This window comes from Tardiphaga sp. 839_C3_N1_4, assembly GCF_051811045.1.
GTDB lineage: Bacteria > Pseudomonadota > Alphaproteobacteria > Rhizobiales > Xanthobacteraceae > Tardiphaga.
In genome coordinates, this window is sequence record NZ_JBPWQD010000001.1 from 1,952,927 (window position 1) to 1,977,862 (window position 24,936).

23 protein-coding genes and 1 pseudogene are annotated in these 24,936 nt (G+C 63.0%); 7 read left to right on the top strand and 17 right to left on the bottom strand.

Features of this window, described 5'->3' with window-relative positions; genetic code table 11:
* Positions 1-108: 108 nt before the first annotated feature.
* The 3 genes from AB8A38_RS09485 to AB8A38_RS09495 all read right to left on the bottom strand — a co-directional run bounded on the left by AB8A38_RS09485 (position 109) and on the right by AB8A38_RS09495 (position 2,931).
* Complete coding sequence (locus AB8A38_RS09485) at positions 109-1,092, bottom strand: polyphosphate kinase 2 family protein (protein WP_439085805.1); 984 nt, start codon at positions 1,090-1,092, stop codon at positions 109-111.
* A 66-nt stretch (positions 1,093-1,158) separates the two neighbouring features.
* On the bottom strand, positions 1,159-1,866 hold the full coding sequence (locus tag AB8A38_RS09490) for an NUDIX hydrolase (protein ID WP_439085806.1): 708 nt from the start codon (positions 1,864-1,866) through the stop codon (positions 1,159-1,161).
* Positions 1,867-1,875: 9 nt separating this feature from the next.
* Positions 1,876-2,931, bottom strand: coding sequence for an ABC transporter substrate-binding protein (locus tag AB8A38_RS09495; RefSeq protein WP_439085807.1), 1,056 nt, complete (start codon positions 2,929-2,931; stop codon positions 1,876-1,878).
* Positions 2,932-3,061: 130 nt separating this feature from the next.
* On the opposite strand from AB8A38_RS09495, the gene AB8A38_RS09500 reads away from it, so the two are divergent.
* Positions 3,062-3,523, top strand: a complete 462-nt coding sequence (locus tag AB8A38_RS09500; RefSeq protein ID WP_175366846.1) for a cupin domain-containing protein — start codon at positions 3,062-3,064, stop codon at positions 3,521-3,523.
* A 135-nt stretch (positions 3,524-3,658) separates the two neighbouring features.
* Here the strand turns inward: AB8A38_RS09500 and AB8A38_RS09505 are convergent, their stop codons facing one another.
* Positions 3,659-4,447, bottom strand: coding sequence for an ABC transporter permease (locus AB8A38_RS09505; RefSeq protein ID WP_439085808.1), 789 nt, complete (start codon positions 4,445-4,447; stop codon positions 3,659-3,661).
* On the bottom strand, positions 4,444-5,250 hold the full coding sequence (locus AB8A38_RS09510; RefSeq protein ID WP_439088482.1) for an ABC transporter ATP-binding protein: 807 nt from the start codon (positions 5,248-5,250) through the stop codon (positions 4,444-4,446). Before AB8A38_RS09510 ends, AB8A38_RS09505 begins: the two co-directional genes overlap by 4 nt.
* Before the next feature lie 137 nt (positions 5,251-5,387).
* On the opposite strand from AB8A38_RS09510, the gene AB8A38_RS09515 reads away from it, so the two are divergent.
* Both AB8A38_RS09515 and AB8A38_RS09520 read left to right on the top strand, forming a co-directional pair.
* On the top strand, positions 5,388-6,197 hold the full coding sequence (locus tag AB8A38_RS09515; RefSeq protein WP_439085809.1) for an ATP-binding cassette domain-containing protein: 810 nt from the start codon (positions 5,388-5,390) through the stop codon (positions 6,195-6,197).
* Positions 6,194-7,750 carry an ABC transporter permease/substrate-binding protein gene (locus AB8A38_RS09520; RefSeq protein WP_439085810.1) on the top strand — a complete coding sequence of 519 codons (1,557 nt, stop codon included), beginning with the start codon at positions 6,194-6,196 and terminating at the stop codon, positions 7,748-7,750. The genes AB8A38_RS09515 and AB8A38_RS09520 overlap by 4 nt, the downstream gene beginning before the upstream one ends.
* A gap of 90 nt (positions 7,751-7,840) precedes the next feature.
* Here the strand turns inward: AB8A38_RS09520 and AB8A38_RS09525 are convergent, their stop codons facing one another.
* From AB8A38_RS09525 to AB8A38_RS09540, 4 genes are all read right to left on the bottom strand, one after another.
* A complete protein-coding gene (locus AB8A38_RS09525) occupies positions 7,841-9,547 on the bottom strand; it encodes a sulfatase-like hydrolase/transferase (RefSeq protein WP_439088483.1) in 1,707 nt (568 codons plus the stop codon).
* Positions 9,548-9,737: 190 nt separating this feature from the next.
* The gene (locus AB8A38_RS09530; protein WP_439085811.1) at positions 9,738-11,483 is read right to left on the bottom strand and encodes a sulfatase-like hydrolase/transferase; all 1,746 of its coding nucleotides are present in this window, start codon (positions 11,481-11,483) and stop codon (positions 9,738-9,740) included.
* Between the two features lie 180 nt (positions 11,484-11,663).
* Positions 11,664-12,920, bottom strand: a complete 1,257-nt coding sequence (locus tag AB8A38_RS09535; RefSeq protein ID WP_315841372.1) for an ABC transporter substrate-binding protein — start codon at positions 12,918-12,920, stop codon at positions 11,664-11,666.
* 113 nt (positions 12,921-13,033) lie between these two features.
* Positions 13,034-13,762 carry a FadR/GntR family transcriptional regulator gene (locus AB8A38_RS09540; protein ID WP_439085812.1) on the bottom strand — a complete coding sequence of 243 codons (729 nt, stop codon included), beginning with the start codon at positions 13,760-13,762 and terminating at the stop codon, positions 13,034-13,036.
* A 174-nt stretch (positions 13,763-13,936) separates the two neighbouring features.
* On the opposite strand from AB8A38_RS09540, the gene AB8A38_RS09545 reads away from it, so the two are divergent.
* Both AB8A38_RS09545 and AB8A38_RS09550 read left to right on the top strand, forming a co-directional pair.
* Complete coding sequence (locus AB8A38_RS09545) at positions 13,937-14,434, top strand: energy transducer TonB family protein (protein WP_439085813.1); 498 nt, start codon at positions 13,937-13,939, stop codon at positions 14,432-14,434.
* 210 nt (positions 14,435-14,644) lie between these two features.
* Positions 14,645-14,971, top strand: coding sequence for an energy transducer TonB family protein (locus AB8A38_RS09550; RefSeq protein WP_439085814.1), 327 nt, complete (start codon positions 14,645-14,647; stop codon positions 14,969-14,971).
* Here AB8A38_RS09550 and AB8A38_RS09555 read toward each other — a convergent pair.
* Together AB8A38_RS09555 and AB8A38_RS09560 are read right to left on the bottom strand one after the other, a co-directional pair.
* A pseudogene (locus tag AB8A38_RS09555) lies at positions 14,968-15,826 on the bottom strand (SDR family NAD(P)-dependent oxidoreductase). The gene AB8A38_RS09550 and the pseudogene AB8A38_RS09555 sit on opposite strands and share 4 nt — an antisense overlap.
* 176 nt (positions 15,827-16,002) lie before the next feature.
* The gene (locus AB8A38_RS09560; protein ID WP_439085815.1) at positions 16,003-16,680 is read right to left on the bottom strand and encodes a TetR/AcrR family transcriptional regulator; all 678 of its coding nucleotides are present in this window, start codon (positions 16,678-16,680) and stop codon (positions 16,003-16,005) included.
* A 162-nt stretch (positions 16,681-16,842) separates the two neighbouring features.
* Here AB8A38_RS09560 and AB8A38_RS09565 point away from each other — a divergent pair, with 162 nt between their 5' ends.
* On the top strand, positions 16,843-17,472 hold the full coding sequence (locus tag AB8A38_RS09565; protein ID WP_439085816.1) for a hypothetical protein: 630 nt from the start codon (positions 16,843-16,845) through the stop codon (positions 17,470-17,472).
* A gap of 52 nt (positions 17,473-17,524) precedes the next feature.
* Here AB8A38_RS09565 and ilvC read toward each other — a convergent pair whose 3' ends face one another.
* The 6 genes from ilvC to miaA all read right to left on the bottom strand — a co-directional run bounded on the left by ilvC (position 17,525) and on the right by miaA (position 23,930).
* Positions 17,525-18,544, bottom strand: a complete 1,020-nt coding sequence (ilvC, locus tag AB8A38_RS09570) for a ketol-acid reductoisomerase (protein ID WP_089267877.1) — start codon at positions 18,542-18,544, stop codon at positions 17,525-17,527.
* Between the two features lie 153 nt (positions 18,545-18,697).
* Positions 18,698-19,300 (bottom strand): LysE family translocator, encoded by a 603-nt coding sequence (locus AB8A38_RS09575; protein WP_439085817.1) that lies wholly within the window; start codon positions 19,298-19,300, stop codon positions 18,698-18,700.
* A gap of 4 nt (positions 19,301-19,304) precedes the next feature.
* The gene (locus AB8A38_RS09580; protein ID WP_439085818.1) at positions 19,305-20,177 is read right to left on the bottom strand and encodes an EamA family transporter; all 873 of its coding nucleotides are present in this window, start codon (positions 20,175-20,177) and stop codon (positions 19,305-19,307) included.
* Between the two features lie 18 nt (positions 20,178-20,195).
* Positions 20,196-20,738: an acetolactate synthase small subunit gene (gene ilvN / locus AB8A38_RS09585; protein ID WP_068738461.1), complete on the bottom strand. Its 543-nt coding sequence runs from the start codon at positions 20,736-20,738 to the stop codon at positions 20,196-20,198.
* A 23-nt stretch (positions 20,739-20,761) separates the two neighbouring features.
* Positions 20,762-22,540 (bottom strand): acetolactate synthase 3 large subunit, encoded by a 1,779-nt coding sequence (locus AB8A38_RS09590; RefSeq protein ID WP_439085819.1) that lies wholly within the window; start codon positions 22,538-22,540, stop codon positions 20,762-20,764.
* Positions 22,541-23,003: 463 nt separating this feature from the next.
* Positions 23,004-23,930: a tRNA (adenosine(37)-N6)-dimethylallyltransferase MiaA gene (miaA, locus tag AB8A38_RS09595; protein WP_439085820.1), complete on the bottom strand. Its 927-nt coding sequence runs from the start codon at positions 23,928-23,930 to the stop codon at positions 23,004-23,006.
* Positions 23,931-23,933: 3 nt separating this feature from the next.
* Between miaA and serB the strand changes: the two genes are divergently transcribed.
* Positions 23,934-24,824, top strand: coding sequence for a phosphoserine phosphatase SerB (serB, locus tag AB8A38_RS09600; RefSeq protein ID WP_315841361.1), 891 nt, complete (start codon positions 23,934-23,936; stop codon positions 24,822-24,824).
* Positions 24,825-24,936 lie beyond the last annotated feature (112 nt).

Genomic DNA, 24,936 nt, shown 5'->3' on the forward strand with positions numbered 1-24,936 from the left:
TAGCCACGGTCGAACTAATCAAAACGGCAAAGTCGCGACGACAACGTACGAACGGCCTCTTCGGCGTGTATGGATCCCCGCCTTCGCGGGGATGACAGCCAGAAAATATCACGTTTTCTTCGCCACTTTCTTCTTGGCCTTCTTCGCCACCTTCTTCTTCGCGACCTTCTTCACCACAGGCTTGCCTTCCCGCGGCGGCCCTTCCTTCTCCAGCGCCTCGCGGATCAGCGTAAAGTCCTTCTTCGCCTCGCCGTCCACGGTCGGGAAGTGCAGGTCCAGCTTCTCCAGCGCGTTGACGATGGCCGAGCCGATCACCACGCGTGAGAACCATTTGCGATCCGCTGGCACCACATGCCACGGCGCTTCTTCGCAGGACGTATGCTTGATCAGGTCCTCATAGGCCTCCTGATACTTGTCCCATAGCGCGCGCTCGGCGATATCGGCCGATGAGAACTTCCAGTTCTTCGCCGGCTGCTCGAGACGATCGAGGAAGCGCTCGCGCTGCTCTTCCTTGGAGACGTTGAGAAAGAATTTCAGCACCACGGTGCCATTGCGCGCCAGATACTTTTCGAAAGCGGTGATGTCCTCGAAGCGCTCGCGCCAGATATCCTTCGTCACCAGCTCCGCCGGAATTTTCTGCTTGGCGAGAATCTCCGGATGCACACGGACGACAAGACATTCCTCGTAATAGGAGCGATTGAAGATTCCGATACGTCCGCGCTGCGGCAGCGCGATGCTATGGCGCCACATGAAATCGTGATTGAGTTCGTTCGACGACGGCGTCTTGAACGAATGCACCTCGCAGCCCTGCGGATTGATGCCGTCGAACACGCTTTCGATGGCGCTGTCCTTGCCGGCGGCGTCCATACCCTGGAAGATCAGCAGCAGCGACCAGCGATCCTGCGCATAGAGCTTTTCCTGCAGTTCCTGCAGCCGGCGGCGGTTGGCCTCGATGATCTTCTTGCCGGTCTCCTTGTGCAGCCCGCCGCTGGCATTGGTGTCATGCGCCTTGAGGTGGAAAGCCTTCGACCCGTCGATGCGATACGGCTCGATATAGGACTTCAACGCAGACACAACTGGCTTGGCAGACATGAGATCGGCAACTCCGGGACACAGGAGCTGCAAGCGTAGCGTGCCGCTCCCAGCAATACCAGCAGATCACATCGCCGGCGTCAGTTGCGCTGTCATAAACGCTGTCACAAACAGCGGCATCGTCGGGGTGTAGTCGGCTTCGCTGCGCACCAGATGAATTCCGCTGAGCTCCGGAGCGGCCTGACCGGCAAGATTGGCCTCGATGATGCTGCGCAGCGTCTCGCCCGGCTGATCCGCATCGAGAAGACGCATCATCGCCACCGAGAAGTCCGTCACGACGCAAGACCAGCCAGCGTCGGCGCGGTAATCGGCTTCTGTGAGGCCGAGCTCTTCCTCGACTTCACGGGTCACGCTGCCGGCGATATCGACCACGTCGCCGCGCAGGTCGTCCAGATCAGGCGTGCCCGCCGCAAAATAGATACGTCCGGCATTGGATGTATGTTGCCCCATCTCGCCGAGTACGAAGGCGCCGTCGCTGGCACGCAGCGCACCCATGCCAAAGCCGTTGAACACATCCGGATCGGGACAGCGCCAATCCCGCCACGCCAGGAAGCTCGCAAAATCGGTCTCGAAATATTCCGCGCGAAACTGATCGCCGGTGAACTGCGCATTGCGCGCCAGCAACACGCGCCCATTGAACAGTTGCGGCTTCTCGGCGCGCTTGCTTGCGAAGTGAGCGTCGATCTCGTCCCGCCGCTCATGCGCGAACGGCCACTGCCAATCGCTGCGCGTGAGGTCGAGTTGCGTGACGCGGTGGATGACCGGCGTCATCATGCGCAGAACCTACTTCGCATTCGTCCCCATCGTCTTGGTGAACTGTTCGACATATTTGTTGGTGTAGGTCTTGCTCACATCGATATTGGCCTTGGCCACCTCCGGCGAGCCCTCGCTGAACACAGCTAGCACAGCCGCCGCGCCCTTCGGATCCATCAGCCCCGTTTCCGAATACATCGGGATCGTGTTCTTGAGCGCGGCGAGATAGAGCTCCTTGTCCTTGCCGACGATGCCTTCCGGCATCTTCGCCATGATCTCTTCCGGCGTATGACTGTGGATCCATTTCAGCGTATTCATGATCGCATTGGTCAGACCCTGCACTTCTTTCTCGTGTCCCTTGACCCAGGCGGTCGTCGAGTACAGCGCGCCACCAGGATATTCGCCGGAGAATACGGCCAACGTGTCTTTCTGCGTCCGGGTATCGCTGAGAATCGTGAGGTCTTTGTGACTGCCCTGCAGCACGGTGACGGCAGGATCGAGCATCACCGCGGCTTCGATCTGCCCCTGCTCCATCGCCGCTACCGCCGTCGCGCCGAGGCCGACGCCGATCACGGCGGTACCGGCCGGATCGAGGCCATTCTTCTTGAGCTGATACTTCAGGAAGAAGTCTGTCGACGAGCCCGGCGCACTGACGCCGACTTTCTTGCCGGCGAGATCCTTGATCGACGTGATCTTGCCGGTGTGCTTCGGCGACACCACCAGCACGAGACCGGGATAACGGTCATAGACGACGAAGGATTGCAGCTCCTGCTTCTTGGCGGCAAGATTGACGCAATGATCGAAATAGCCGGAGACCACATCGGCGCTGCCGCCGAGCACGGCCTTCAGCGCATCGGAGCCGCCCTTGAGATCGACCAGTTCAACCGCGAGACCCGCCTTCTCATATTCGCCGAGCTGCTTGGCCAGCACGGTCGGCAGATAGCACAGGCACGCCCCGCCGCCGATCGCGATGGTCACCTTGGTTTGCGCTGCAGCGGGATGAACGAGAAACAGCGACAGAAGGCCCGCAAGGAAAAGACGTGTGGGGAATAAACGGCTCAAGCCGGTTTTTATGTTTGTTGTCATTGTTTCCTCCGCTGCTATCAGGCGCGGAGGATAGATGAGCCTCTGCCGGTTGGAAAGCCGGCACTGGTCAACGGACATTCCGCGACATAGCATCCGCGCGGCAAATCACTGTCATCCAGGGGGAACGTTCATGAAGCGCATCACCGCAACACTGTCGATCACCGCCGCCTTCGCCGCCGGCTGCCTGATCACGCATCTCGTGCCCGAGGGCATCACGCCGGCACATGCCGCGGAAAACATCACCGCCCAGGTTATCCATGTGCCCGAGCTCGTTGGCGACGCGCTGGGCCCGGCCTCGCCCACCGGCTTCCGCTCCAAGATGTTCATGCAGGCCGACGGCGCGACCATCTCGGTGCAGGACGGCAATGTGGTGAAGCACATGCATCCCAACACCAACGAGATCCAGTACATACTGGAAGGCACCGGCACGGTGTGGCTGGGCGACAAGGAAGTTCAGGTCAAGGCGGGCGATCTCATCATCATCCCGAAGGGCACGCCCCATGGTGGCACCAAGCCGGATGGCAAGCCGTTCCGCGCCATCGCCATCAAGACCCCGCCGCAGGCACCGGACGACACCAAGCCGCTGCCGTAAGTAGCGACGCTCTATCCACCGTCATGGCCGGGCTTGTCCCGGCCATCCACGTCTTCTCTTGCTTGCGGCCAAGGCGTGGATGCCCGGGACAAGCCCGGGCATGACGATCTCTAACATGCGGAGGGTCCGCGGCAGCTAGTTTCGGCCCGAAGCGCCATCCGGCTTCCACACCAGCAAGCGCTTCTCGACCACCGATACCAGCACATCGATGGCGATCACGAAGGCCGACAGCACGAACATCCCCGCGAACACGCCGGCGACGTCGAACGTACCTTCCGCCTGCTGGATGACATAACCCAGCCCCGCCGCGGAGCCGAGATATTCGCCGACCACGGCACCGACCACCGCGAAGCCCACCGCGGTGTGCAGCGACGAGAACATCCATGACAGCGCCGATGGCCAGAACACATGGCGCATCAATTGCCGCTCGCTCATGCCCAGCATGCGGCCATTGGCGAGCACTGTCGGCGAGACTTCCTTGACGCCCTGATAGACGTTGAAGAATACGATGAAGAACACCAGCGTGACGCCGAGCGCGACTTTCGACCAGATACCAAGCCCGAGCCACAGCGCGAAGATCGGCGCCAGCACCACGCGCGGCAGCGCATTGGCCATCTTCACATAGGGATCGAAAATCGCGGCGAGGCGCGGCTGGCGCGCGAACCAGAAACCGATTAGCACGCCCAGTGTCGAGCCGATGACAAAGGCCAGCACCGACTCGAGCAGCGTGATGCCGAGGTGCTTCCAGATAATGCCTGACGCGAACCAGCTAACAATCTGGCTGCCGACATCCCAGGGGTTGGAGAAGAAGAACGGCGGCAGCAGGATGCGGCCGAGCACAGGCACGGTCGTGAGCAGGTGCCACAGCCCGATGACGACCACGGCGACGAGCACCTGACACAGCAGCAATACAGGACGCGTCATGACGCGGCTCCCATACCTGCGGACTGCGCGTAGCCCTTCATCACCTCGTCCTTCAGCACGCTCCAGATCTCGCGGTGAAGCGCGTGAAAGTCCTTGTCGAGCCGCACTTCGAAAATATCGCGCGGCCGCGGCAACGGCACTTTCCAGTCGCCGATGATGCGCGAGCCTGGCCCCGCTGACATGATGACGACGCGGTCGGCCAGCGCGATCGCCTCTTCGAGATCGTGAGTAACGAACAGCACCGCCTTCCGATCCCTGCTCCACAGATCGAGCAGTAGGTTACCCATAACCTGCCGGGTCTGCGCATCAAGCGGCCCAAACGGTTCGTCCATCAGCAGGATCTTCGGATTACGGATCAGCACCTGCGCAAGACCGACGCGCTTGCGCTGGCCGCCCGACAGCATATGCGGATAGCGCCCGGCAAACGCACCGAGCCCCACCGAGGTCAACCAGTCCTGAGCCCGCGCCAGCGCTGTGTCGCGTGCTATGCCGGCGATCTCCAGCCCGATGGCGACATTGTCGAGGGCGGTCTTCCAGGGAAACAGCGCATCGGCCTGAAAAAGGTAGCCCGCCTGTGCGTTCAGTCCGCCCAGCGGCTGACCGAAGATCCGGACAGCACCGGAGGCTGGCGCCAGCAGCCCGGCAGCGACATTGAGCAATGTGGATTTCCCGCAGCCGGTCGGCCCGACGATGGCAACGAACTCGCCATCCGCGACCCGGAGTGTCGCCTTCTCCACCGCCGTATAGACGCGGTTGTCAGCAATACCGAACGCCACCGTCGCGTCATCAAGCGCCACCGCCATCGATGCCGCGGCCCCACCTGCCTGCACGCGCGTTCCCCAAAGTGTTTTTGTTCCGCCACTGGCTTAGCGCTGCATGGCGGACAATTCAACGTCTGGGCCAAGCTTGGTGGGTTGCCACGGCTGTGATAGTCCGGGACATGACCTCCGTTGCCCCCCTGATCGCCTTCCAGCATGTCAGCAAGAGCTTCGACGGCGGCCGCATTCACGCCGTCGACGGTGTCTCGCTCGATATCGCGGAGGGTGAGTTCCTCGCGGTGGTCGGCGGCTCCGGCTCCGGCAAGACCACGCTGATGCGGCTGGCTAACCGGCTGATCGCACCGGACGCGGGACACATCACCATCGCCGACGAGAACGTCGCACAGGTCGATCCCGTCGAACTGCGCCGGCGCATCGGCTATGTGTTTCAGAGCGGCGGGTTGTTTCCGCATATGAGCATCGCCGACAATATCGGCATCACGCCGAAACTGCTCGGTACGCCGCCCAAGGAGATCGCCGCGCGTGTCGATGAACTGCTCGATCTCGTGCGCCTTGACCGCGAGCAGCATCGCGACCGCTTCCCGCACGAACTCTCCGGCGGCCAGCGCCAGCGCGTCGGCGTCGCGCGGGCGCTGGCCGCAAGGCCGCGCATCGTGCTGATGGACGAGCCGTTCGGCGCGCTCGATCCCCTGACCCGCGATGCGCTTGGCGACGACTACCGCGCGCTGCATCACAAGCTCGGCCTCACCACCATCATGATCACCCATGACATGACGGAAGCGATCCTGCTCGCCGATCGTGTTGCGGTGATGCGCTCCGGCAAACTGCTCGCGGAGGGCACGCCCACTGAGTTGTCCGAAAGCACCGATCCCTATGTCGGCGAGTTGCTGGGCACACCACGCCGGCAAGCTGAACGACTGCAGATACTGCTGCCGAAGGATGGTGCGGCGCCCCAAGGCGGCGCGACATGAGCCTGTTCACCGATCCGCGCTGGAGCGACGCGCTCGGGCATCTGCCGGATTATCTCGGCAGCCATGTCCGCGTCAGCCTTGCGGCGCTGGCGCTCGGTCTCATCATCAGCCTGCCGCTGGCCATTATCGCACGGCAACGACCGGTGCTACGCAGCGCGCTGCTCGGTGTGGCCAGCATCGTGCAGACCATTCCGGGTCTGGCATTGCTGGCCCTGTTCTATCCGCTGCTGCTGGCGCTCGCGGCATTGTCGGCGCAGTGGCTCGGCTTCAACTTCTCGGCTTTCGGTTTCCTGCCCGCGGTGCTGGCGTTGGCGCTGTATTCGATGCTGCCGGTGCTGCGCAACACAATCACCGGATTGAACGGCATCGACCCCGCGCTCACCGAGGCCGCGCAGGGCGTCGGCATGACACCGCGGCAATCGCTGACCATGGTCGAACTGCCGCTGGCATTGCCGGTCATGATGGCCGGCATCCGCACCTCGGCGGTGTGGGTGATCGGCACCGCGACGCTGTCGACGCCGATCGGCCAGACCTCGCTCGGCAACTACATCTTTGCCGGATTGCAGACGCAGAACTGGGTGCTGGTGATCTTCGGCTGCGTTGCCGCCGCCGTGCTTGCGCTGGCCGTCGATCAATTGCTGGCGCTGATCGAGACCGGCATCCGCCTGCGCAGCCGTATCCGCACCGCCATTGGCGCGCTCGGTATCGCGGCACTGGTGATCGTCACACTTGCGCCGTCATTCGCCCGCTCCGGCACACGTGTCGTGGTCGGCGCCAAGACCTTCACCGAACAATACATCCTGGCCGCGCTGATGTCGCAGCGGCTGCAGGCCGCCGGCCTGCCCGCCACCACGCGGCAGGGCCTCGGCTCCAGCGTGATCTACGATGCGCTGGCCTCCGGCGATATCGATGTCTACGTCGATTACTCCGGCACGCTGTGGGCCAATCAGTTTCACCGCAGCGAGATCTTGCCGCGCGAACAGTTGCTGACCGAGCTGAAGACGACGCTGGCGAAACAAGGCATCACGCTGTTCGGCGAACTCGGTTTCGCCAATGCCTATGCGCTGGTGATGCCGCGCACAAAAGCGCAGGCGCTGGGCATCAAGACCGCAGCCGACCTCGCGGCGCTGAGTGGCACCATGACCATCGCCGGCGATTACGAATTCTTCTCGCGGCCGGAATGGGCGGGGCTGAAAGCCGCCTATGGCCTGTCGTTCAGGGCGCAGCGCACGATGCAACCGGACTTCATGTATGCCGCCGCTGCCTCCGGTGAGGTCGATGTCATCGCCGGCTACACCAGCGACGGGCTGATCGCGAAATACGATCTCGTGGTGCTGGACGATCCAAAACATGCGATCCCGCCCTATGACGCGATCATGCTGCTGAAGCCGAAACGCGCGGACGATGAGAAGCTGCGCAGCGCGTTGCAGCCGCTGCTCGGCAAGATCGATCTGCCACTGATGCGCGAGGCCAATCTGCGCGCCGCTGGGAATGATGCGACGAGCTCGCCGGAGAGTGTGGCCCGGTGGATGTGGGACAGGATGAAAAAGTAGGATGGGTAGAGCGTCTTCGCGAAACCCATCAATGGCGAGCCACGAAAGCGATGGGTTTCGCTGCGCTCTACCCACCCTACGAACTCCGATCTACAAATTCTTGATCATCCCCGCATCGATCAGCAACCGATTGAACCGCCGCGCTTCCGCGCCGTCCTTGCAGGCGTAAAACAGTCCCTTGCAGCGAAGCATGATCTTCTTTTGCTCCTCGAAGGACGGGTCCAGCGGAATGCCTGCAGCTTCCTGGATGACCAGCGGCAGATACGGCCCGTCGATCGTGTCCATCACCGTCGCGCTCTTCACCGGTTCGAAATTGATCGCGTCGATGGCGTAATAGGTCGCATAGTAGCGCGGGTCGTAACTCTGCAGCTTCTTGCCGAGGCCTGCTTCATCCATGTTGGGATCGAGAATGCCCGGCGCGAATTCCGGCTGATGATCGCCATAGCGTACGATCAGAAACGGCTGCGCTGGAAACTGCTTCTTCAGCTTCGCGACGAACGCGCCATAGTGATCGACGCTCATCGCTTGCCGGCGCAGATATTCGTCGACCACCGGCACGTTGCCGGGCGCTCGCCAGCCCGGCATCATGTCCGGGCGAAACCTGGTTTCCCACGGAAAGTGATTGGCGGCGAGATAGACGAACATGAACAGCGGATTGGCCGGCGGCTGCTCGGCCATCAGGCGCGCCGCTGAATCGTAGAAGAAGCTGTCGGGCTCGACGCCCCTGGCGCCGAGATCCTTGGCGTCATAGAAGCGCTCGACGCCAGTGGTGGTCTGGAAGCTGCGCGCGCTCATGAAGGCGCCGAAGGCCGGATAGAGCGAGATAGTGCTATAGCCGCAGCGGCGCAGCGCCAGTGGCAATCCGCGCTCGACGCGGCCCGAAGCGATGCGCGTGACGAAATAGGAGAACGGCCCGAACGAGCGCGACGAGAGGCCGGCCAGTACGTTGTATTCGGTGAACCAGCTCGGCCCGCCATTGCTCTCGGCGAGAAATTTGCGCGCCTTGCCATCCCATGAATTGAAGTGGCTGCCATAGCCTTTCGGCGTCTTCACGCCGGCGGCCTGACGGATGTCGAAGGACGACTCGTCATGCACCATGATGATGTGCGGACGACGTCCCGCCGGATGGCAGGAATCCTCCAACGGCAACTTCAGCCGCTCGGTGATGACCGCGTCGGACTCCATGAAACCGTAGCTGCTGAAGTCCGACACGGCGGTGACGCCGGAGCGCGCGAATTTCGACAGATAGCCGTCATCGTAATAGCCGCGCCAGGCTTCATCGGGCCAGGCCAACGCATATCCCGTCAATGCGGCGAGGCAAGCCGTCAGCGCGGCCAGCGCCGGCAGCCGTCGGATGCGGAACGGATCGAGCCACCACAGCGCATACATCAGTGGCACCACCACGACGGCAGCGCCAATGGCGGACCAGCGCAGGTTCGGAAAGATCGTGAACAGGAAGGCAGCGGTATCGCGATCGATCACCATCAGGTCGACGAAGTTCGCGGTCATCTGCACCACGTCGTGCTTCAGCCGCGACAGCAGCACGAGGATAACGACCAGGGTCAGCGACAGCGCTCCCGACAACGCGGGACGGCGCAGCAGCGCAATCCAGAAGAAGTTGAGGATGGCCCAGGCCAGCCCAAAACCTACCCGGCCCACCAGATCGGTCTCGGTCTGGAACATCACCAGCAGCGCGCCGAAATGCGGCGCAGCCACGGCTAACAGCCGCCACACGCTGGTCGGCGCGGCGACAGCAGTTGTCGAGACGCTGGGTACTGGATTGAGCGGAGGCGCCATGGCGGCACGCAACACCACCGGCGAAGCCTCGGGCCTGGGCTGGCGACGGCCAGAGGGCGCATGTCGCAGCCGGAAACTGCGATATGTCATTAATTTGTAATGTAATCGTCACGAACGAGCAATGAACTTGGCTCGAACGGGATCGACGGAACCAGCAGATACCCTGCCCTCACCGCTGCAGCCGGCCGGGTCAGAGATCTTTGATCAGCCCCGCATCGATCAGCCAGCGATTGAACCGGCTGGCTTCGTCGCCGCCCTTGCAGCCGTAGAACACGCCCTTGCAGCGGAGCATGATCTTCTTCTGCTCGATGAAGGACGCATCGAGCGGCACGCGTGCGGCCTCCTGCACCATGAGCGGCAGATAGGCAGCATCCAGCACCGGCAGCGCCGATGACAGTTCGGGCCGGTAGTTCAGCGCGTCGATGGCGTAGTAGGTCGTGTAGTATCTGACATCATGCGTCATGATCCGGTCCGCGCGCTTCGGCTGCGGCAGTTCGGGCTCGAGCAGTTTTTGCGCGATCGCGGGCTGATGGTCGCCGAACCGCACCAGCAGGAACGGCTCGGTCGGATGGTCCTTCTGGAGCTGCGCGACGAAGGCCTTGTAGTCCGCAGCCGTCATCGCTTGGCGGCGGATATATTCGTCCACCTCAGCCGCATTGCCCGGCGCCTGCCAGCCGGCGGGCGTGAGGTCGTCGCGATAGGTCGCGGTCCATGGGAAGTGATTGGCGGTGAGATAGACCAGCACGAAGACCGGCTGGTCGGTCTTGCTTTCGCGCGCGATAAGATCCCTGGCCTGATCGAAATAGAACCTGTCGGGCTGCATGTCCTCGCTGACGCCCATCGCCGCCATGTCGATGAAGCCATCGATGCCGGCGCCCTCTTGGAAGCTGCGCGCGCTGAGGAAATTGCCGTAGGTCGGATAGAGCGAGAAGGTCTTGTAGCCGCAGCGCTGCAGCGCCTGTGGCAGGCCACGCGAGATCTTTCCGGCGGCGATACGCGTCACATAGAATTTCAGCGCACCGAAAGAGCGTGCCGACAGTCCGGTGAAGATATTGAACTCGGTGTACCAGGTCGGGCCGCCGCTGGATTCGGTAATCAACGCGCGCTGCTGGCCGTCGGCAGATTTGAAATAATCATGATAGCCCGCCGGCACCTTCACGCCTGGTGCCGCCGACACGTCGAAGGACGACTCGTCGAGCACCATCACGATGTTCGGCCGCTTCACGCCGGGCTCGCAGGTGGTCATCGGCGACGCCTGCGCCGAACTCACGAGGCTCTTGGAGTCCGCCTCGATCCAGCCGGTTGCCGTCAGATGCGAGACCGAGACGACGCCGGAGCGCGCCAGATTGGAAATGTGGTTGACGCCCTGGAACGGCTCCCATGGCTTCTCGGGATTGGCCGCCGACAGACCGACTATCCCCGCCAGGCAGGCGCCCGCACAGGCCAGCGCCGTGCGGCGGCGCAGGCGGAACGGATCGGCGCGCCAGATCAGCCACAGGATCGGCAAAGCGACGGCAACGGCGATCAGGAGCCAGGTGCGCAGCTGCGGGAAGATCGAATGCAGGAACGAGATCGTGTCGCGATCGATGATCAGGAAATCCAGGAAGGTCAGCGTCAGTTGCGTGATGCCGAACTTGAACTGTGACAGCACGATCAGCGCCGTGACCAGCAGCAGCGACAGCACCGCGCTGACGCCGGGCCGCTTGAACAACGCGAGGAACAGAAAATTCAGCAAGGCCCAGGTGAGTAGCGCCAGCGTCATTGCGAACGGGCCGTATTCGACCGAGGCCAGAACATAGAACGCGAGCGTATGGATCGCAGCGATCAGCGCCGTGCGCAGCGGCCAGTGCCGAACATACTGCCAGGCGGCCGCCAATCGCTCCTTGAAGCGGCGGCCGGCTTGCGCCGGAGAGACTGAGATCGGCGACGGCAGCATGGCTTGCCTGCGAACACCCGGCAAGAAGACTGCCCTGTCTGGCGACGACCAGCCGGCTCACACCGCGACCGGACCCTGCGGAATGTCACAAAATCGTAATACAGGCGTCATGAACGGACAATGAACCTTTCGACGCAGAAGGTGCCGGTCCGGGCGCCGCCTGCCGTCGTCATCCCTCGCCTACCGCACTGCGGTTGGCGTCTCGCCCTTGATGATCTCGCCGAAGCGCTGCCAGCGCTCGCCCTTGAAGCTCATCATCTGGAACTGGTCGATGGGCGAGAAGTCGGTCGGGCTGGTGTTGACCGTCACGCCCGGCAGCAGCCCGTCGAGCTGCACGTTCTTGAGGTTGGCGGCCTGTTTCATCAGGTTCTCGTGGGTGAGATCGTCGCCGCACTGCCGGAGCGCCTCGACCATGGTCTGGGCGATGCTGTAGCCGGACAGCACGGTGCTCTCCATCGCCTTCCCTTCCGGAATGTACTTTTCGACATAGGCGTAGAATTTCTGCATGCCCGGATCGTCCTTCCACTGCGGGTCGGTAGGATCCTTGGCGAAGGTCGCGGACACCACGTCCTGCGCATTGTCGAGGCCCGCCGGACGCAGCACACTGCCGAGCGACGAACTCGCATTAGGCACGATGTGCAACGGCTTCCAGCCGAGCTCGGCAACCTTCTTAATCGACTGCGCGGCGAACTTGCCGGTGGCGAAAGAGAAGATCGTATCGACGCCGGCCGCCTTCAGCTTGACGATGTGGGAGTCGACGGTCGGCTCGGAGACCTCGTAGCTCGTCTCCATCACGATCATTGTTGAGGCCTTGTCGCCAAGGCCTTCCTTCAGTCCCTTGACATAGTCCTTGCCGAAATCGTCGTTCTGATAGAACACGCCGATCTTGGCATCCGGCTTCTCCTTCAGGAGATACTTCGCATAGGCCGCGGCTTCGGCGTGGTAGCTCGGCAGCCAGCCCATGGTCCACGGAAACTGCTTCGGATCGTTCCAGCGGGTAGCGCCGGTCGCGAGAAACAGTTGCGGCGTCTTCTTGGCATTGACGTATTTCTGGATCGCGGCGTTCGCGGCGGTACCGACATTGCCGACGATGGCCATCACCTCGTCGCTCTCGACCAGCTTGCGCGTCTGCTCCACGGTCTTCGGCGGCGAATAGGCGTCATCATAGGAGATGAAGACGATCTTGCGCCCGTTGATGCCGCCCTCATCGTTGATCTTCTTGAAATAGGCGCCGTAGGCCTTGCCGAGAATGCCGTAGGCTGAGGCCGGACCGCTATAGGGCACCGTGTTGCCGATCTTGATTTCGGTGTCAGAGGCGCCGGGGCCGTATGTCTTCTGCGCCAGTGCGGGGCTTGCTGCCATAGCAATCGCAGCTGCGAACGCAGCCATGGTGCTGGCGGCCGCTGGCGCGGCCCTGGAAGTCGTGGTGATACGCATTTTCTGTCCTTCTTTTGCGTTTCCATAAGTGACGGCCGTTGCCGTATTCGATCCGAGCCTTCCCGTTTGTCGGGATTGTTGAACGGCTCGTCAGATGCGTGTGTTCGTCGTGATCAGTCCTTAACGTCGGAGTCCGTGGCGCCCTGCTCGGCCAGCGCTCGCACGTCTTCGGCGGCGGTCTGCACGTGGCGATGCACCAGCATCGTGGCTGTCGCTTCGTCGCGCGCTGCGATCGCCGCAACGAAAGCGCGGTGATCAATGAGCGAGCGCTGGCGGATCTCGGCGGAGGCGAAATAGCGGCGCCGCCAGCCCGTGCTCATCAGCATCAGCGGCGTCAGCGTGCGCACCAGCACGCGGTTCTGGCTCGACGCGACGACGGCGAGATGGAATGCCACGTCCTCATCGGCGAGGTTGCTGCCCTTGGCGACGAGCGCCGCATAGGTGTCGAGCAGCTGATGCAGCTTCGCGAGATCGGCGTCGGTGCGGCGCTGGCAGGCCAGCCTGAACGCCTGTTCCTCGCAAAGAATTCTGGCCTCGGTGACATCGCGCGTCACCTCCGCGCTGAACGGCAGGCCAAGGTCGGCCTGCAGCACCAGCGCATCGAGCCCGCTGTCTTCCAGCGCGTTGCGCAGATAGATGCCTGATTTGGGCTTCCGCTCGGTGATGCGCATGGCATCGAGCACCGCCAGCGCCTCGCGGACCGATCCGCGCGTCACCCCGAACCGCTCCGACAGATCGCGCTCCGACGGCAGCCGATCGCCTTTCGCCAGCCGGTGGTGCCGGACGAATTCGAGCATTTTCCGGACGGCGTCGGACGTATCGGTGCTGACTGCGGCAAACATGGGTTGACCCTACCAATCTGGTAGGACCAGATCAAGACAGGTAAATGCGACCCATAGGCGCGGCAAGACAGGTCTCGGCCGTCTTCCCAGTCTTGCGGATGCCATCTCCGCAATATAATACCTATGGTAGCAGCCAGCCAAACCGCCCTCATCGTCATCAGGATAACCACGCCAATGTTCGTCCCGTCAGGACGCCATGATGCGGGCCTGCGCGATACGCGCACCCGCTCGATCGCTTCGGCCGTATCGCTGGTACTCGCCGCACTCGTCCTTGTCGCGTTCGCGGCGCAGGTACAGGCGCGCAGTGTCGCTCATCCACCTCATGAATGCGCGAGATCCGAAGAACCGCATTGCATTGCTCTGCGGGCACGCGTGCGAGCCGCCGAAATCGCCCGCCTGCGAGCAAGCATTACCTATCGCATCCTCGGCTCCGTCCAGTATCCGCCGCAGGCGGCCATGGAGGGTGAAGGCGGCATGGCCCTGGTTCATTTCGTGCTCTTGCCGTCCGGCAGGCTGACGGACATCGGGATCATCAGGAGTTCGGGATCTGCAGCGCTCGACCGCGCGGCCCGGCAGGCCGTCCAGCTCGCCAGTCCCATCCCTCTCGGTCCCAACGGCCTTCCGAAAAAGAAGCTCGTTTTCACTGTGCCGATCAGCTTCAACAGCAGATAGCGATCACGAGGCCTGCATGGATGCGACGACATCAGACACGCTGACCTGCTTACTGCTGCACTTGGATCCGAGTATTCCCGAAAGTCCCGTCGTATGACCCGTCGTCACGCGCCTTTTCTCGCAGCCCTGTTACTCGTTCTTGTTGCACCTCTGCTTGGCCCTCCCGAAGCGAACGCACAGTCCTCCGCGCCCAGCCGACGGGGCCCGGCCATGGCGGAGTGGCGCCGCGGCGTCGATATCAAGATCAATCGCACGGCCCGCAATCTCGGCAGGCTGTCGGTGCGGGGACAAACCGTCGTCGGCTTTCGCGTCGACCGCAGCGGTCGCCTGATCGAGTCAAAGGTTCTCCGCAGCTCCGGGGATACCGAACTCGACGGTGCGTTCCTCGCCGTCGTTCGCGTGGCTGGCCCATTCCCTCCTCTTCCCTCCGGCTATCCGAGCCCGACACTGGCAACTGCGATCACGATGACGTCCGGGCCGCGCAAAGGTGATTTTCACGGCATGAGGCCGCTCAGACCCTTCCCGGCCGGTTTCTAGAAGCCAGCTCGCTTGCGCGACGCCAACCCAAGTTGGCGGCCGACAATGCGATCCAGCCAACGCCTTGGCAGCCAGCCGGCGACGAAGGTCTGGACCGGCTGCAGCCACCACGCGTAGCTTCGGACGGGATGCGGTCAGCACCCTGTGGACCAGTTCGGCGATCCGCTCCGGCGGCAGCCCGTTCTTCGCCAGCTTCATCAGCATCTCGCGCAGCTTCGTTAGCGCCGGCACAAACGGCGACGAATCGAAGCGCGCCATATCGATGGCCTCGGCCTTGTCCCAGATCGGCGTGCGCACGGCCCCCGGCGCGATCACCAGCACATCGATGCCGAACAGCATGAATTCGCGGCGCAGGCTTTCGGCCAATCCCTCCAGCGCGAATTTCGAGGTGCTATAGGGCGACAGCAGCGGATTGCCGAACTGGCCAGACACCGAACTCATCATCACGATGCGCCCGCGCGCGCCCGTCAGCGCGGGATCGGCGCCAAGCAGCGGCGCGAAAGCCTTGGTGACGATCACCGGGCCCATCACATTGATCTCGATCTGCGCGCGAAATTCATCCACCGCCAGATCGAGCAGCGCGCCCGGCACCGCAACGCCGGCATTGTTGACGAGGCCCGCCAGCGTCTCGCCGTTCAGCGCGGCGCGTACCTGCGCAGCGGCGGCCAACACAGCGGCCTCGTCGGTTACATCGAACAGCAGCGGGATGAAGTTTGCGCCGAACTCGGCTTGCAAGCGCTCGGCATCGGCCTGCCTGCGCACGCTACCGAACACGCGAAAGCCACGCGCGAGCAGAAGCTTCGCCGTGGCGTGGCCGATGCCCGTGGAGACGCCGGTGATGACGATTGATCGCATGAAAAGCACCTGAGATGTGATGGCCCGTAAATTCGGCCGGGACCGAGACCGCATCGCCGCGGTCACGGCGAGAGTTACGGATCGCGGCCTCATTGGTTTTTGACGATCGGCACGCTCTTGTCGATCTGCGACAGCAAGCCGCGCAGGCTTGATGCATATTCGAACGGAATCGCTGTTCAGACAGGCTTTGCGATCCCATCGACGAACAGCGTGATGATCGCCTCGGCCATCTGATCCGCCTCGGCATCCACGACACCCCAGCGCGGAAAATGTCCGTCGATATTCATGCGGGCGAAGCCATAGACCAGCGCGCGACCTGCGATCTTCATGATGCGGAGATCCGCGGAGCGCAACTGGCCCCTGTCCTGCGCATCACTGAGCAATTGCCCGGTCATGTCGATCAGTTCGGCATTGTCCTCACGCACCACCGCCGACTGGTCATGGGCGAAATACTTCCCGCTCGAGATCACCTCGAAATGCGCAGGATTTTTCATCGCCCAGCGCAGATAGGCCAGGCCAAACGCGCGAAACCGAACCAGCGGATCCTCGGAGGACGTTTCGGCGATCGCGGCAGCAATCGCACTACGGAAGCGGCGCTGAGCCTCTTCGGCCACCGCGCTCATCAGGTCATTGCGGCTGGGGAAGTGCCGGAACGGCGCTCCCGGCGAAACTCCGGCACGGCGCGCAGCCTCGCGCACGCTGACGGCATCCGCGCCGCCCTCCTCGGCCAGTTCAAGCGCCGCCGCAATCAGCACACGGCGCAGATCGCCGTGATGATAGGTCTTCGGCGATGTTGCCGTTCGCCCCTTCGCGGCACGTGGCACGACCGATGGCCGGGCGGCTCGTTTTCGCACAGGCGGCTTCGATGCTGATCTGGACGGCGGCGGCTTTGCGGACTTGGACATGCCTCAGCATAGCATCACCGTATCGTGAATGTAATCACCGATTACACAATTGACTGGATCGCCCGCCCCAAATGTAACTGGTGATTACATATGGCAACACAGGGGAACGTCATGACATCAGGTCGTCGCAACTGGTTCGAAGGCTGGCGGCTGCTCGCCGTACTGACGCTGGTCCTCACCGCGCTCAGCGTCTGGATCGCCGGCATGCGCGGCTTCGAGGTCGACGGCATCAGGATGGTAATCCGGTTCACGGCGCGCAGCTCGCTGCTGTTCTTCTGCCTCGCTTTCGCAGCATCCGCGCTGGCCCTGCTGTGGCCCACATCCGGCACGCGCTGGCTGCGACGCAACCGCCGTTATCTCGGGCTGACCTTCGCAGCGTCTCACGCCATCCACGCTGTCGCCATCGGCTGCTTCGCCGCGGTGGCGCCCGCTGACTACGCTGCGGCAACGACGCCCGCCTCCTACATCTTCGGCGGCATCGGCTATGCCTTCATCATCGCGATGGCGGTAACGTCATTCGACCGGACGGCGGCCACGATCGGCCCGCGTGCATGGCGCATCCTGCACACGACCGGCATCTATTATCTCTGGTTCCAGTTCATGGTGAGCTTCGGCATGCGCATTCCGCAAATGCCGAACTATGTCTGGTTCCTGATGCCGTTGATTGTGGTGATGGCACTGCGGATCGCAGCTGCCGTGCTGAAACGTCGCCGGGCGCGCGTGGCAGTGCCCGCAAACTAAAACGGGACCGCGTTGCCGCGATCCCGTTGGTAGCTGTGATTTTGAAAAGCGCTTAGTTCTTGGTCTTGTCAACCAGCGCCTTTTCCTTGATCCACGGCATCATGTCGCGGAGCTTGGCGCCCACTTCCTCGATCGGATGCGCGTTATTGCGCTGGCGCGTCGCCTTGAACGAGGCCTGGTTGACCTTGTTTTCCAGCATCCAGTCGCGGGCGAACTTGCCGGACTGGATGTCGGTCAGCACGCGCTTCATCTCGGCCTTGGTCTCCGAGGTGACGATGCGCGGGCCGGTGACGTATTCGCCGTATTCCGCCGTGTTGGAGATCGAGTAGTTCATGTTGGCGATGCCGCCTTCATAGATCAGGTCGACGATCAGCTTCAGCTCGTGCAGGCACTCGAAGTAAGCCATTTCCGGCGCGTAGCCGGCTTCCACCAGCGTCTCGAAGCCGGCGCGGATCAGCTCGACGGTGCCACCGCAGAGAACGGCCTGCTCGCCGAACAAATCGGTTTCGCACTCTTCCTTGAACGAGGTCTCGATGATGCCGGCGCGGCCGCCGCCCACTGCCGAGGCATAGCTCAGGCCGAGGTCATGGGCGTTGCCCGAGACATCCTTGTGAACCGCGATCAGGCAGGGCACGCCGCCGCCGCGCTGATATTCCGAACGCACGGTGTGGCCGGGGCCCTTCGGCGCGATCATCAGCACGTCCAAGTCTTCACGCGGATCGAGCAGGTTGAAGTGCACGTTGAGGCCGTGTGCGAAGACGAGCGCAGCGCCCTTCTTCATGTTGTCGTGCATGTGGTCGCGATAGATGTCGCCCTGCAATTCGTCCGGGGTGAGCATCATCATCAGGTCGGCCCACTTGGCGGCCTCGGCAACTTCCATCACCTTGAAGCCGGCGGCTTCCGCCTTCTTCGCGGTGGCCGAGCCCTTGCGGAGCGCGATCACGACGTCCTTGACGCCGCTGTCCTTGAGGTTCAGCGCGTGGGCATGGCCCTGGCTGCCATAGCCGACGATGCAGACCTTCTTGCCCTTGATCAGGTTCAGGTCGGCGTCGCGATCGTAATAAACTCGCATGGGTATTTCCTCTCTTCAGCAACTATATTTCAAAGCTGCCCGTTCGAACGGGTCACCACCGCGTGGTGGATGACCATGAATTGCCGCCGGTTTCTAGGGCGACGGGTGCCGCGAGACAAGCCCGCGACGGTGATTTTACGCTGCGCGTCGGGCTCATAGCTCGACCAGCACCGGATACAGGGAGGCCAGCAGCAGCAGCCCCATGACGATATTGAACGCCCTGACCGCGCCAGGCGATTTTACCAGCGATTGCAGCGATGTGCCGCACAGCACCCAGGTGACGCAGGACACGAACCCGAGCAGCAGCGACAGGGTGACCTGCAGCAGGATGTTCCAGGGATAGTTCGCAATCGCCGCATAGGCGGTGATGGTGCCGATCACCATCACCCAGCCCTTGACGTTGACCCATTGAAACAGCGCGGCGCCGAAAAACGTCATCGGCCGGCGCCGTTCGGCGTCACCGGGATTGGGCGGACCGGACATCCCGATCGCAAAGGCGAGATAAACGAGATACGCCGCGCCGGCATATTTCAGGATGGTGTGCAGCACCGGATAGGAGGTGAAGACCGCCCCCAATCCGAGGCCCGTGACGGCGACCATGAAGGCAAAACCAACGGTGACGCCGAAGACATGCGGCAGCGTGCGACGAAAGCCGAAATTGAGCCCCGACGCGAGCAGCATGATGTTGTTCGGGCCGGGCGTGAAGAACATCACGATGGCGAACACGATAAAGGCGAACAAGAGTTGTTGCGACATGACCTCAAACCACCTCGACAAGAATGGGTGGGCGCTTCGACAGCAGCATCACCGCGATGCCCAGCACAACAACGATCATGCCGGCGAGACGCAGCGGTCCAAATGTTTCACCGAACGTGACGCTCGACGCGGCCGCGCCGATAAACGGCACCAGCAGCGCGAATGGCACGACCTGTGCGGCGGAATAATCACGCAGCAGCCGGCCCCAGATCCAGTAACCCAGCGTGGTGCCGACTACCGCGAGAAACAGCACACAGGCGAACGCCTTCAACGAGGCATGCGTGAGCGACTGCCACGTCGTGCTAGCGCCATCGACACTGAACAGCACAACGAGCAGCGGCAGTAGCGCGACGAGACTGATCCAGGCGAACAGGTCGAGCATCGGCACGCCCTGCGCGCGCCGCAGCAGCAGATTGGAAAACGCAAAGCTCACCGGCGCGGTCATCAGCACCATGAAGGGGAACACGCTGAAGTCATAACCGACCGTGAAGCAGATCATCAGCAGCCCGCCCATCGCAATGACAATACCAATCACCTGCTGCCGCGTCGGCAATTCCCGCAGGAACAGCGCGGCGGCCCCAACCGTGAACAGCGCCTGGCTCTGCACGATCACCGAGGTCAACCCCGCCGGCACGCCATGCGCCATGCCATAGGTCTGCGCCAGAAACTGCGCCACCAGCAGCCAGCTTGTCGCGACGATCAGCAGCCATGACAGCTTCGGCTTCGGCAGGAACAGGCACGGCAGCGCCGTGATGCCGAAGCGCAGCGTGGTGAGCAGCGTCGACGACATCTCGTCGACCGCCATCCGGGTCAGCACGAAGCCGACGCCCCAGATCACGGCCACTGCGACGGCCAACGCGATGTCGAGAGGTTTCATGACTGCGATGCGCGGAGGCTACATCCCCTCCGGTCCGCGGCTGATGGCGGCGACGCCGGTGCGCGAGATCTCGACGAGGCCAAGCGGCCGCATCAGGTCGATGAACTGGTTGATCTTGCCGGTATTGCCGGTGATCTCGAACACGAAGCTCTCGATGGTGGCGTCGATGACGCGCGCACGAAACGCTTCGGCGAGGCGCAGCGCCTCGACGCGATGCTCGCCGGTGCCGCGCAGCTTCACCATGGCAAGCTCACGCTCGATGGAGCGGCCGGTCAGTGTCATGTCGACGACGCGGTGCACCGGGATCATGCGATCGAGCTGATGCTTGATCTGCGTGATCACCATCGGCGTGCCCGTGGTGACGATGGTGATGCGCGAGACATGCTTGTGGCTCTCGGTCTCCGAGACCGTGAGACTTTCGATGTTGTAACCGCGGCCCGAAAAAAGCCCGATGACGCGTGCGAGCACGCCCGGCTCATTGGCGACGAGCACCGTCAGCGTATGCGTCTCGTTGGGATCGTGACGCTCTTCCATGAAATAGGCGGAGGCAGGCTGTTCCATTGTCGTTGTCTTTCCAGAACTTATCAAACCAGCGCTTTACCGCCGGCGAAGGCCGCAGCCGTGGCTTCGTCATTCGCTTCCAGCGGCAGCAGCATTTCGTTATGGGCCTTGCCCGACGGGATCATCGGGAAGCAGTTCTCCAGCGCCGCGACGCGGCAGTCGAACAGCACCGGCTTCTTCACCTTGATCATCTCCTGCAACGCGCCGTCGAGATCACCGGGCTTGCTGCACAGGAAGCCGACACCGCCATAGGCCTCAGCAAGCTTGACGAAATCCGGCAGCGCTTCGGAATACGAATGCGACAGCCGGTTGCCATGCAGCAGCTGCTGCCACTGGCGCACCATGCCCATATACTGGTTGTTGAGGATGAAGATCTTGATCGGCAGTTCATGCTGAACCGCCGCCGACATTTCCTGCATCGTCATCTGCACCGAGGCGTCGCCGCCGATATCGATGACCAGCGAGTCCGGATGCGCGACCTGCACGCCCAGCGCCGCCGGCAGGCCATAACCCATGGTGCCCAGACCACCCGACGTCATCCAGCGATGCGGCTCCTCGAAGCCGAAGAACTGCGCCGCCCACATCTGATGCTGGCCGACTTCGGTGGTGATGTAGGTGTCATGACCGCGCGTCGCCTCGAACAGCCGCTGGATCGCGAATTGCGGCAGGATCACATCGTCGTTCTTCTTGTAGGCCAGCGAATTGCGCGCGCGCCAGGTGGCGATGGTCTTCCACCAGTCCTTGGTGTCCGGCTTCTTCGCCTCGGATTTGAACACCTGCAGGATGTCGCCCAGCACATTGCCGCAATCGCCAATGATCGGGATATCGACGCGGATATTCTTGTTGATCGACGACGGATCGATGTCGATGTGGATCTTCTTCGAGTTCGGCGAGAACGCATCGGTCCGGCCGGTGATGCGGTCGTCGAAGCGCGCGCCGACGCACAGCATGACGTCGCAGTCATGCATCGCCATGTTGGCTTCGTAAGTGCCGTGCATGCCGAGCATGCCGAGCCAGTTCGGGCCGGACGCCGGATAGGCGCCGAGGCCCATCAGCGTCGAGGTGATCGGGAAGCCGGTGACCTCGACCAGTTCGCGCAGCAGCTTCGATGCTGCGAGGCCCGAATTGATAACGCCGCCGCCCGAATAGATGATCGGCTTCTTGGCGCCCGCCAGCATCGACACCGCCTTGCGGATCGCATTGGCATCGCCCTTCACGCGCGGCGAATAGGAGATATGGACGTCCGACTTGCGCGGCGGATGATAGGTGCCGGTGGCGAACTGCACGTCCTTCGGCACGTCGACGACGACCGGACCCGGTCGGCCCGTTGTCGCAACGTAGAAGGCTTCATGCAGAACCTTGGCGAGATCGTTGACGTCGCGGACCAGCCAGTTGTGCTTGGTGCAGGGCCGCGTGATGCCGACCGTGTCGCATTCCTGGAACGCGTCGTTACCAATGAGATGCGTCGGGACCTGACCGGTGATGCAGACCAGCGGGATCGAATCCATCAGCGCGTCGGCTAGCGGCGTCACCATGTTGGTGGCGCCCGGACCGGACGTCACCAGCACGACGCCCGGCAGGCCGGTGGAGCGCGCATAGCCTTCGGCGGCATGGCCGGCGCCCTGCTCGTGGCGGACCAGAATGTGCTCGACCTCGGACTGCTGGTAGATCTCGTCATAGATCGGAAGCACCGCACCGCCGGGATAGCCGAAGATGTGCTTGACGCCATGATCAGCAAGCGCGCGCACGATCATCGCTGCGCCGGTCATCTGATTGGGATCGTGAGGCTTGCTGTCGCTCATGGTTCGCTCCGGATGCGCTCTGCGGCGCGGCTTGGTCTGGATAGTCGCTGGGTTCGGAAAGCTTGAAGTTCAGACAATAAAAAAGGGCCCGTTCAGGACCCTGTGCACACCGCTCGGTTCGTGGGTAGCCGTCAGCTACCCCCGGCGGTGCGCCAGGGTACCACGATAATAAGGAGATTTGTAACTTTGTTGCGCACAGGATCAGTCCGACTTTTCAAAACTTGCGCGGAACATAGCCAGCAAACGGGGGATGTCAAGGGAAGTTGCTGTGATCGCGCTGATTTTGAAGCCTAGCTGGGTCTTCGGCGTTCGGCGAGCAGAAAAATCGGGCGGGCTGGTATGCGCCCTCGGGTTTCGAAGGCACCGCCCCTCAACCGCCATGCCCGGCGCATGCCGGGCATCCACGCCTTTGGCCACAAGCGAAGACGTGGATGGCCGGGTCAAGCCCGGCCATGACGGTGCGTTAGTTACTAACGCCGGTGGCCACCCTCGCCCCCGCCTCCTCCGGCGTCACCCATGCGAACTCCGGCAGTTGATGCCGAAACCAGGTGAACTGCCGCTTGGCGTAGTGCCGCGTATCCGCCTGCCCGACCACGCAAGCTTCGTCGCGCGAGATCTCGCCGCGAATATGCCGGATCAGCGCTGGCACGCCATGCGCTTTCATGGCCGGCAGCAGCGGGTCCAGACCGCGTGCCGCGAGCGCCGCGACCTCGTCCAGCGCGCCCTCATCCAGCATACGCTCGAACCGCGCATCGATCCGCGCATAGAGTTCATCGCGCTCCGGCGTGAGAAAAATCGCGGTGAATGTGCCCGGCGGCAGCAGCGGCGGCAGGCCCTCGCCGTGCCAGTCGGCGAGCGAACGTCCGGTCGCTTCCACGACTTCCAGCGCGCGCGCGATGCGCGTGCGGTCGCGCAGATTGAGCCGCGCGGCGGAGACCGGATCAACCAAAGCGAGCTGCGCATGCAGCGCCTCCGGCCCATCCCTTTCCAGGCGCGCGCGTACATCGTCGCGCACCTCGGCGGCGACGGGTGGTACGGCCGAGAGCCCGCGCGTTAGCGCCTTGAAGTATAGTCCGGAGCCGCCGATGAAGATCGGCAGCCTGCCTTGCGCCCGCACCTCGGCAAGGACGCGCGCGGCTTCATCCACCCACGCCCCGGCGGAGAAGTTCACGGCAGCATCGACACTCCCGTAGAGCCGGTGCGGCGCCAGCGCCTCTTCCTCAACCGTCGGCCGCGCGGTGAGCACGCGCAGGTCGCGATAGACCTGCATACTGTCGGTATTGATGACCACGCCGTCCCGCGCGCGCGCCACGGCCAGCGCCAGCGCCGACTTGCCGCTGGCGGTCGGCCCTGCGATAAGCAGCGCTCTGTTGTCTGGCCTGGAACTCACGTCATGTCTCTCGTTGCGACCCTGATCTGCAACCCCGCCAATCCCGCTCTCGATAGCACGGTGGTCGACGGTCTGCGCGCACTTCTGCCGGGCGACACCGAAGCGCACTGGCTGAGCGACGGCGTCGCCGCCGACATCCTCTTCACCAGCGACCACAACGTGCTCGCGCTCGGCGACCGCCTGCGCGCAGCCCGCGGCGACATGCCGATCGACGTTGTCGTGCAGCCTGTCAGCGACCGGCGCAAGAAGCTTTTTCTCGCCGACATGGATTCCACCATGATCGGCCAGGAATGTATCGACGAGCTCGCCGACTTCGCCGGCCTCAAGGCCCATGTCGCCGCCATCACCGAACGCGCCATGCGCGGCGAGATCGAATTCGAGCCGGCGCTGCGCGAACGCGTTGCGCTCCTGAAGGATCTGAAGGTCGACGTTGTCGACGAGGTCCTGGCCTCGCGCATCACGCTGACGCCCGGCGGCCGCGAGCTGGTGCAGACCATGCGCGCCAATGGCGCCTATACGTGTCTGGTCTCCGGCGGCTTCACGCTGTTCACCAGCAAGGTCGCCGAGCTCGTCGGCTTCCAGGAAAATCGCGCCAACGTGTTGCATGTCGCTGATGGCAAGTTGACAGGCACCGTCGCCGAGCCGATCCTCGGCAAGGCTGCGAAACTCGCCACGCTGGTCGAGCTGCGCGAGTCCTTCGATCTCGACAATCTCGACACCATGGCCGTCGGCGACGGCGCCAACGATCTCGCCATGATCCAGGACGCCGGTCTCGGCGTCGCCTATCACGCCAAGCCTGCCGTGGCAGCGGCGGCGGCAGCCCGGATCGATCACGGCGATCTTACGGCGTTGCTCTATGCGCAGGGCTACAAGCGCAGCGAATTTGTGAGCTAGAGCCTCACTCCGAAAGCCCCGGTTTTCGGGCAGGATCGCGCTCCTGCGAGAAAGCCGGCTGTTTCCGTCGTCCCGGCGCATGCCAGGAGCCACGACCACCGTTAGCATGGCG

Excerpts from the sequence above, each read along its gene's own strand:
- AB8A38_RS09485 (WP_439085805.1), bottom strand. The coding sequence starts at position 1,092 with ATGTCTGCCAAGCCAGTTGTGTCTGCGTTGAAGTCCTATATCGAGCCG.
- AB8A38_RS09490 (WP_439085806.1), bottom strand. The coding sequence starts at position 1,866 with ATGATGACGCCGGTCATCCACCGCGTCACGCAACTCGACCTCACGCGC.
- AB8A38_RS09495 (WP_439085807.1), bottom strand. The coding sequence starts at position 2,931 with ATGACAACAAACATAAAAACCGGCTTGAGCCGTTTATTCCCCACACGT.
- AB8A38_RS09500 (WP_175366846.1), top strand. The coding sequence starts at position 3,062 with ATGAAGCGCATCACCGCAACACTGTCGATCACCGCCGCCTTCGCCGCC.
- AB8A38_RS09505 (WP_439085808.1), bottom strand. The coding sequence starts at position 4,447 with ATGACGCGTCCTGTATTGCTGCTGTGTCAGGTGCTCGTCGCCGTGGTC.
- AB8A38_RS09510 (WP_439088482.1), bottom strand. The coding sequence starts at position 5,250 with ATGGCGGTGGCGCTTGATGACGCGACGGTGGCGTTCGGTATTGCTGAC.
- AB8A38_RS09515 (WP_439085809.1), top strand. The coding sequence starts at position 5,388 with ATGACCTCCGTTGCCCCCCTGATCGCCTTCCAGCATGTCAGCAAGAGC.
- AB8A38_RS09520 (WP_439085810.1), top strand. The coding sequence starts at position 6,194 with ATGAGCCTGTTCACCGATCCGCGCTGGAGCGACGCGCTCGGGCATCTG.
- AB8A38_RS09525 (WP_439088483.1), bottom strand. The coding sequence starts at position 9,547 with ATGGCGCCTCCGCTCAATCCAGTACCCAGCGTCTCGACAACTGCTGTC.
- AB8A38_RS09530 (WP_439085811.1), bottom strand. The coding sequence starts at position 11,483 with ATGCTGCCGTCGCCGATCTCAGTCTCTCCGGCGCAAGCCGGCCGCCGC.
- AB8A38_RS09535 (WP_315841372.1), bottom strand. The coding sequence starts at position 12,920 with ATGCGTATCACCACGACTTCCAGGGCCGCGCCAGCGGCCGCCAGCACC.
- AB8A38_RS09540 (WP_439085812.1), bottom strand. The coding sequence starts at position 13,762 with ATGTTTGCCGCAGTCAGCACCGATACGTCCGACGCCGTCCGGAAAATG.
- AB8A38_RS09545 (WP_439085813.1), top strand. The coding sequence starts at position 13,937 with ATGTTCGTCCCGTCAGGACGCCATGATGCGGGCCTGCGCGATACGCGC.
- AB8A38_RS09550 (WP_439085814.1), top strand. The coding sequence starts at position 14,645 with ATGGCGGAGTGGCGCCGCGGCGTCGATATCAAGATCAATCGCACGGCC.
- AB8A38_RS09565 (WP_439085816.1), top strand. The coding sequence starts at position 16,843 with ATGACATCAGGTCGTCGCAACTGGTTCGAAGGCTGGCGGCTGCTCGCC.
- ilvC (WP_089267877.1), bottom strand. The coding sequence starts at position 18,544 with ATGCGAGTTTATTACGATCGCGACGCCGACCTGAACCTGATCAAGGGC.
- AB8A38_RS09575 (WP_439085817.1), bottom strand. The coding sequence starts at position 19,300 with ATGTCGCAACAACTCTTGTTCGCCTTTATCGTGTTCGCCATCGTGATG.
- AB8A38_RS09580 (WP_439085818.1), bottom strand. The coding sequence starts at position 20,177 with ATGAAACCTCTCGACATCGCGTTGGCCGTCGCAGTGGCCGTGATCTGG.
- ilvN (WP_068738461.1), bottom strand. The coding sequence starts at position 20,738 with ATGGAACAGCCTGCCTCCGCCTATTTCATGGAAGAGCGTCACGATCCC.
- AB8A38_RS09590 (WP_439085819.1), bottom strand. The coding sequence starts at position 22,540 with ATGAGCGACAGCAAGCCTCACGATCCCAATCAGATGACCGGCGCAGCG.
- serB (WP_315841361.1), top strand. The coding sequence starts at position 23,934 with ATGTCTCTCGTTGCGACCCTGATCTGCAACCCCGCCAATCCCGCTCTC.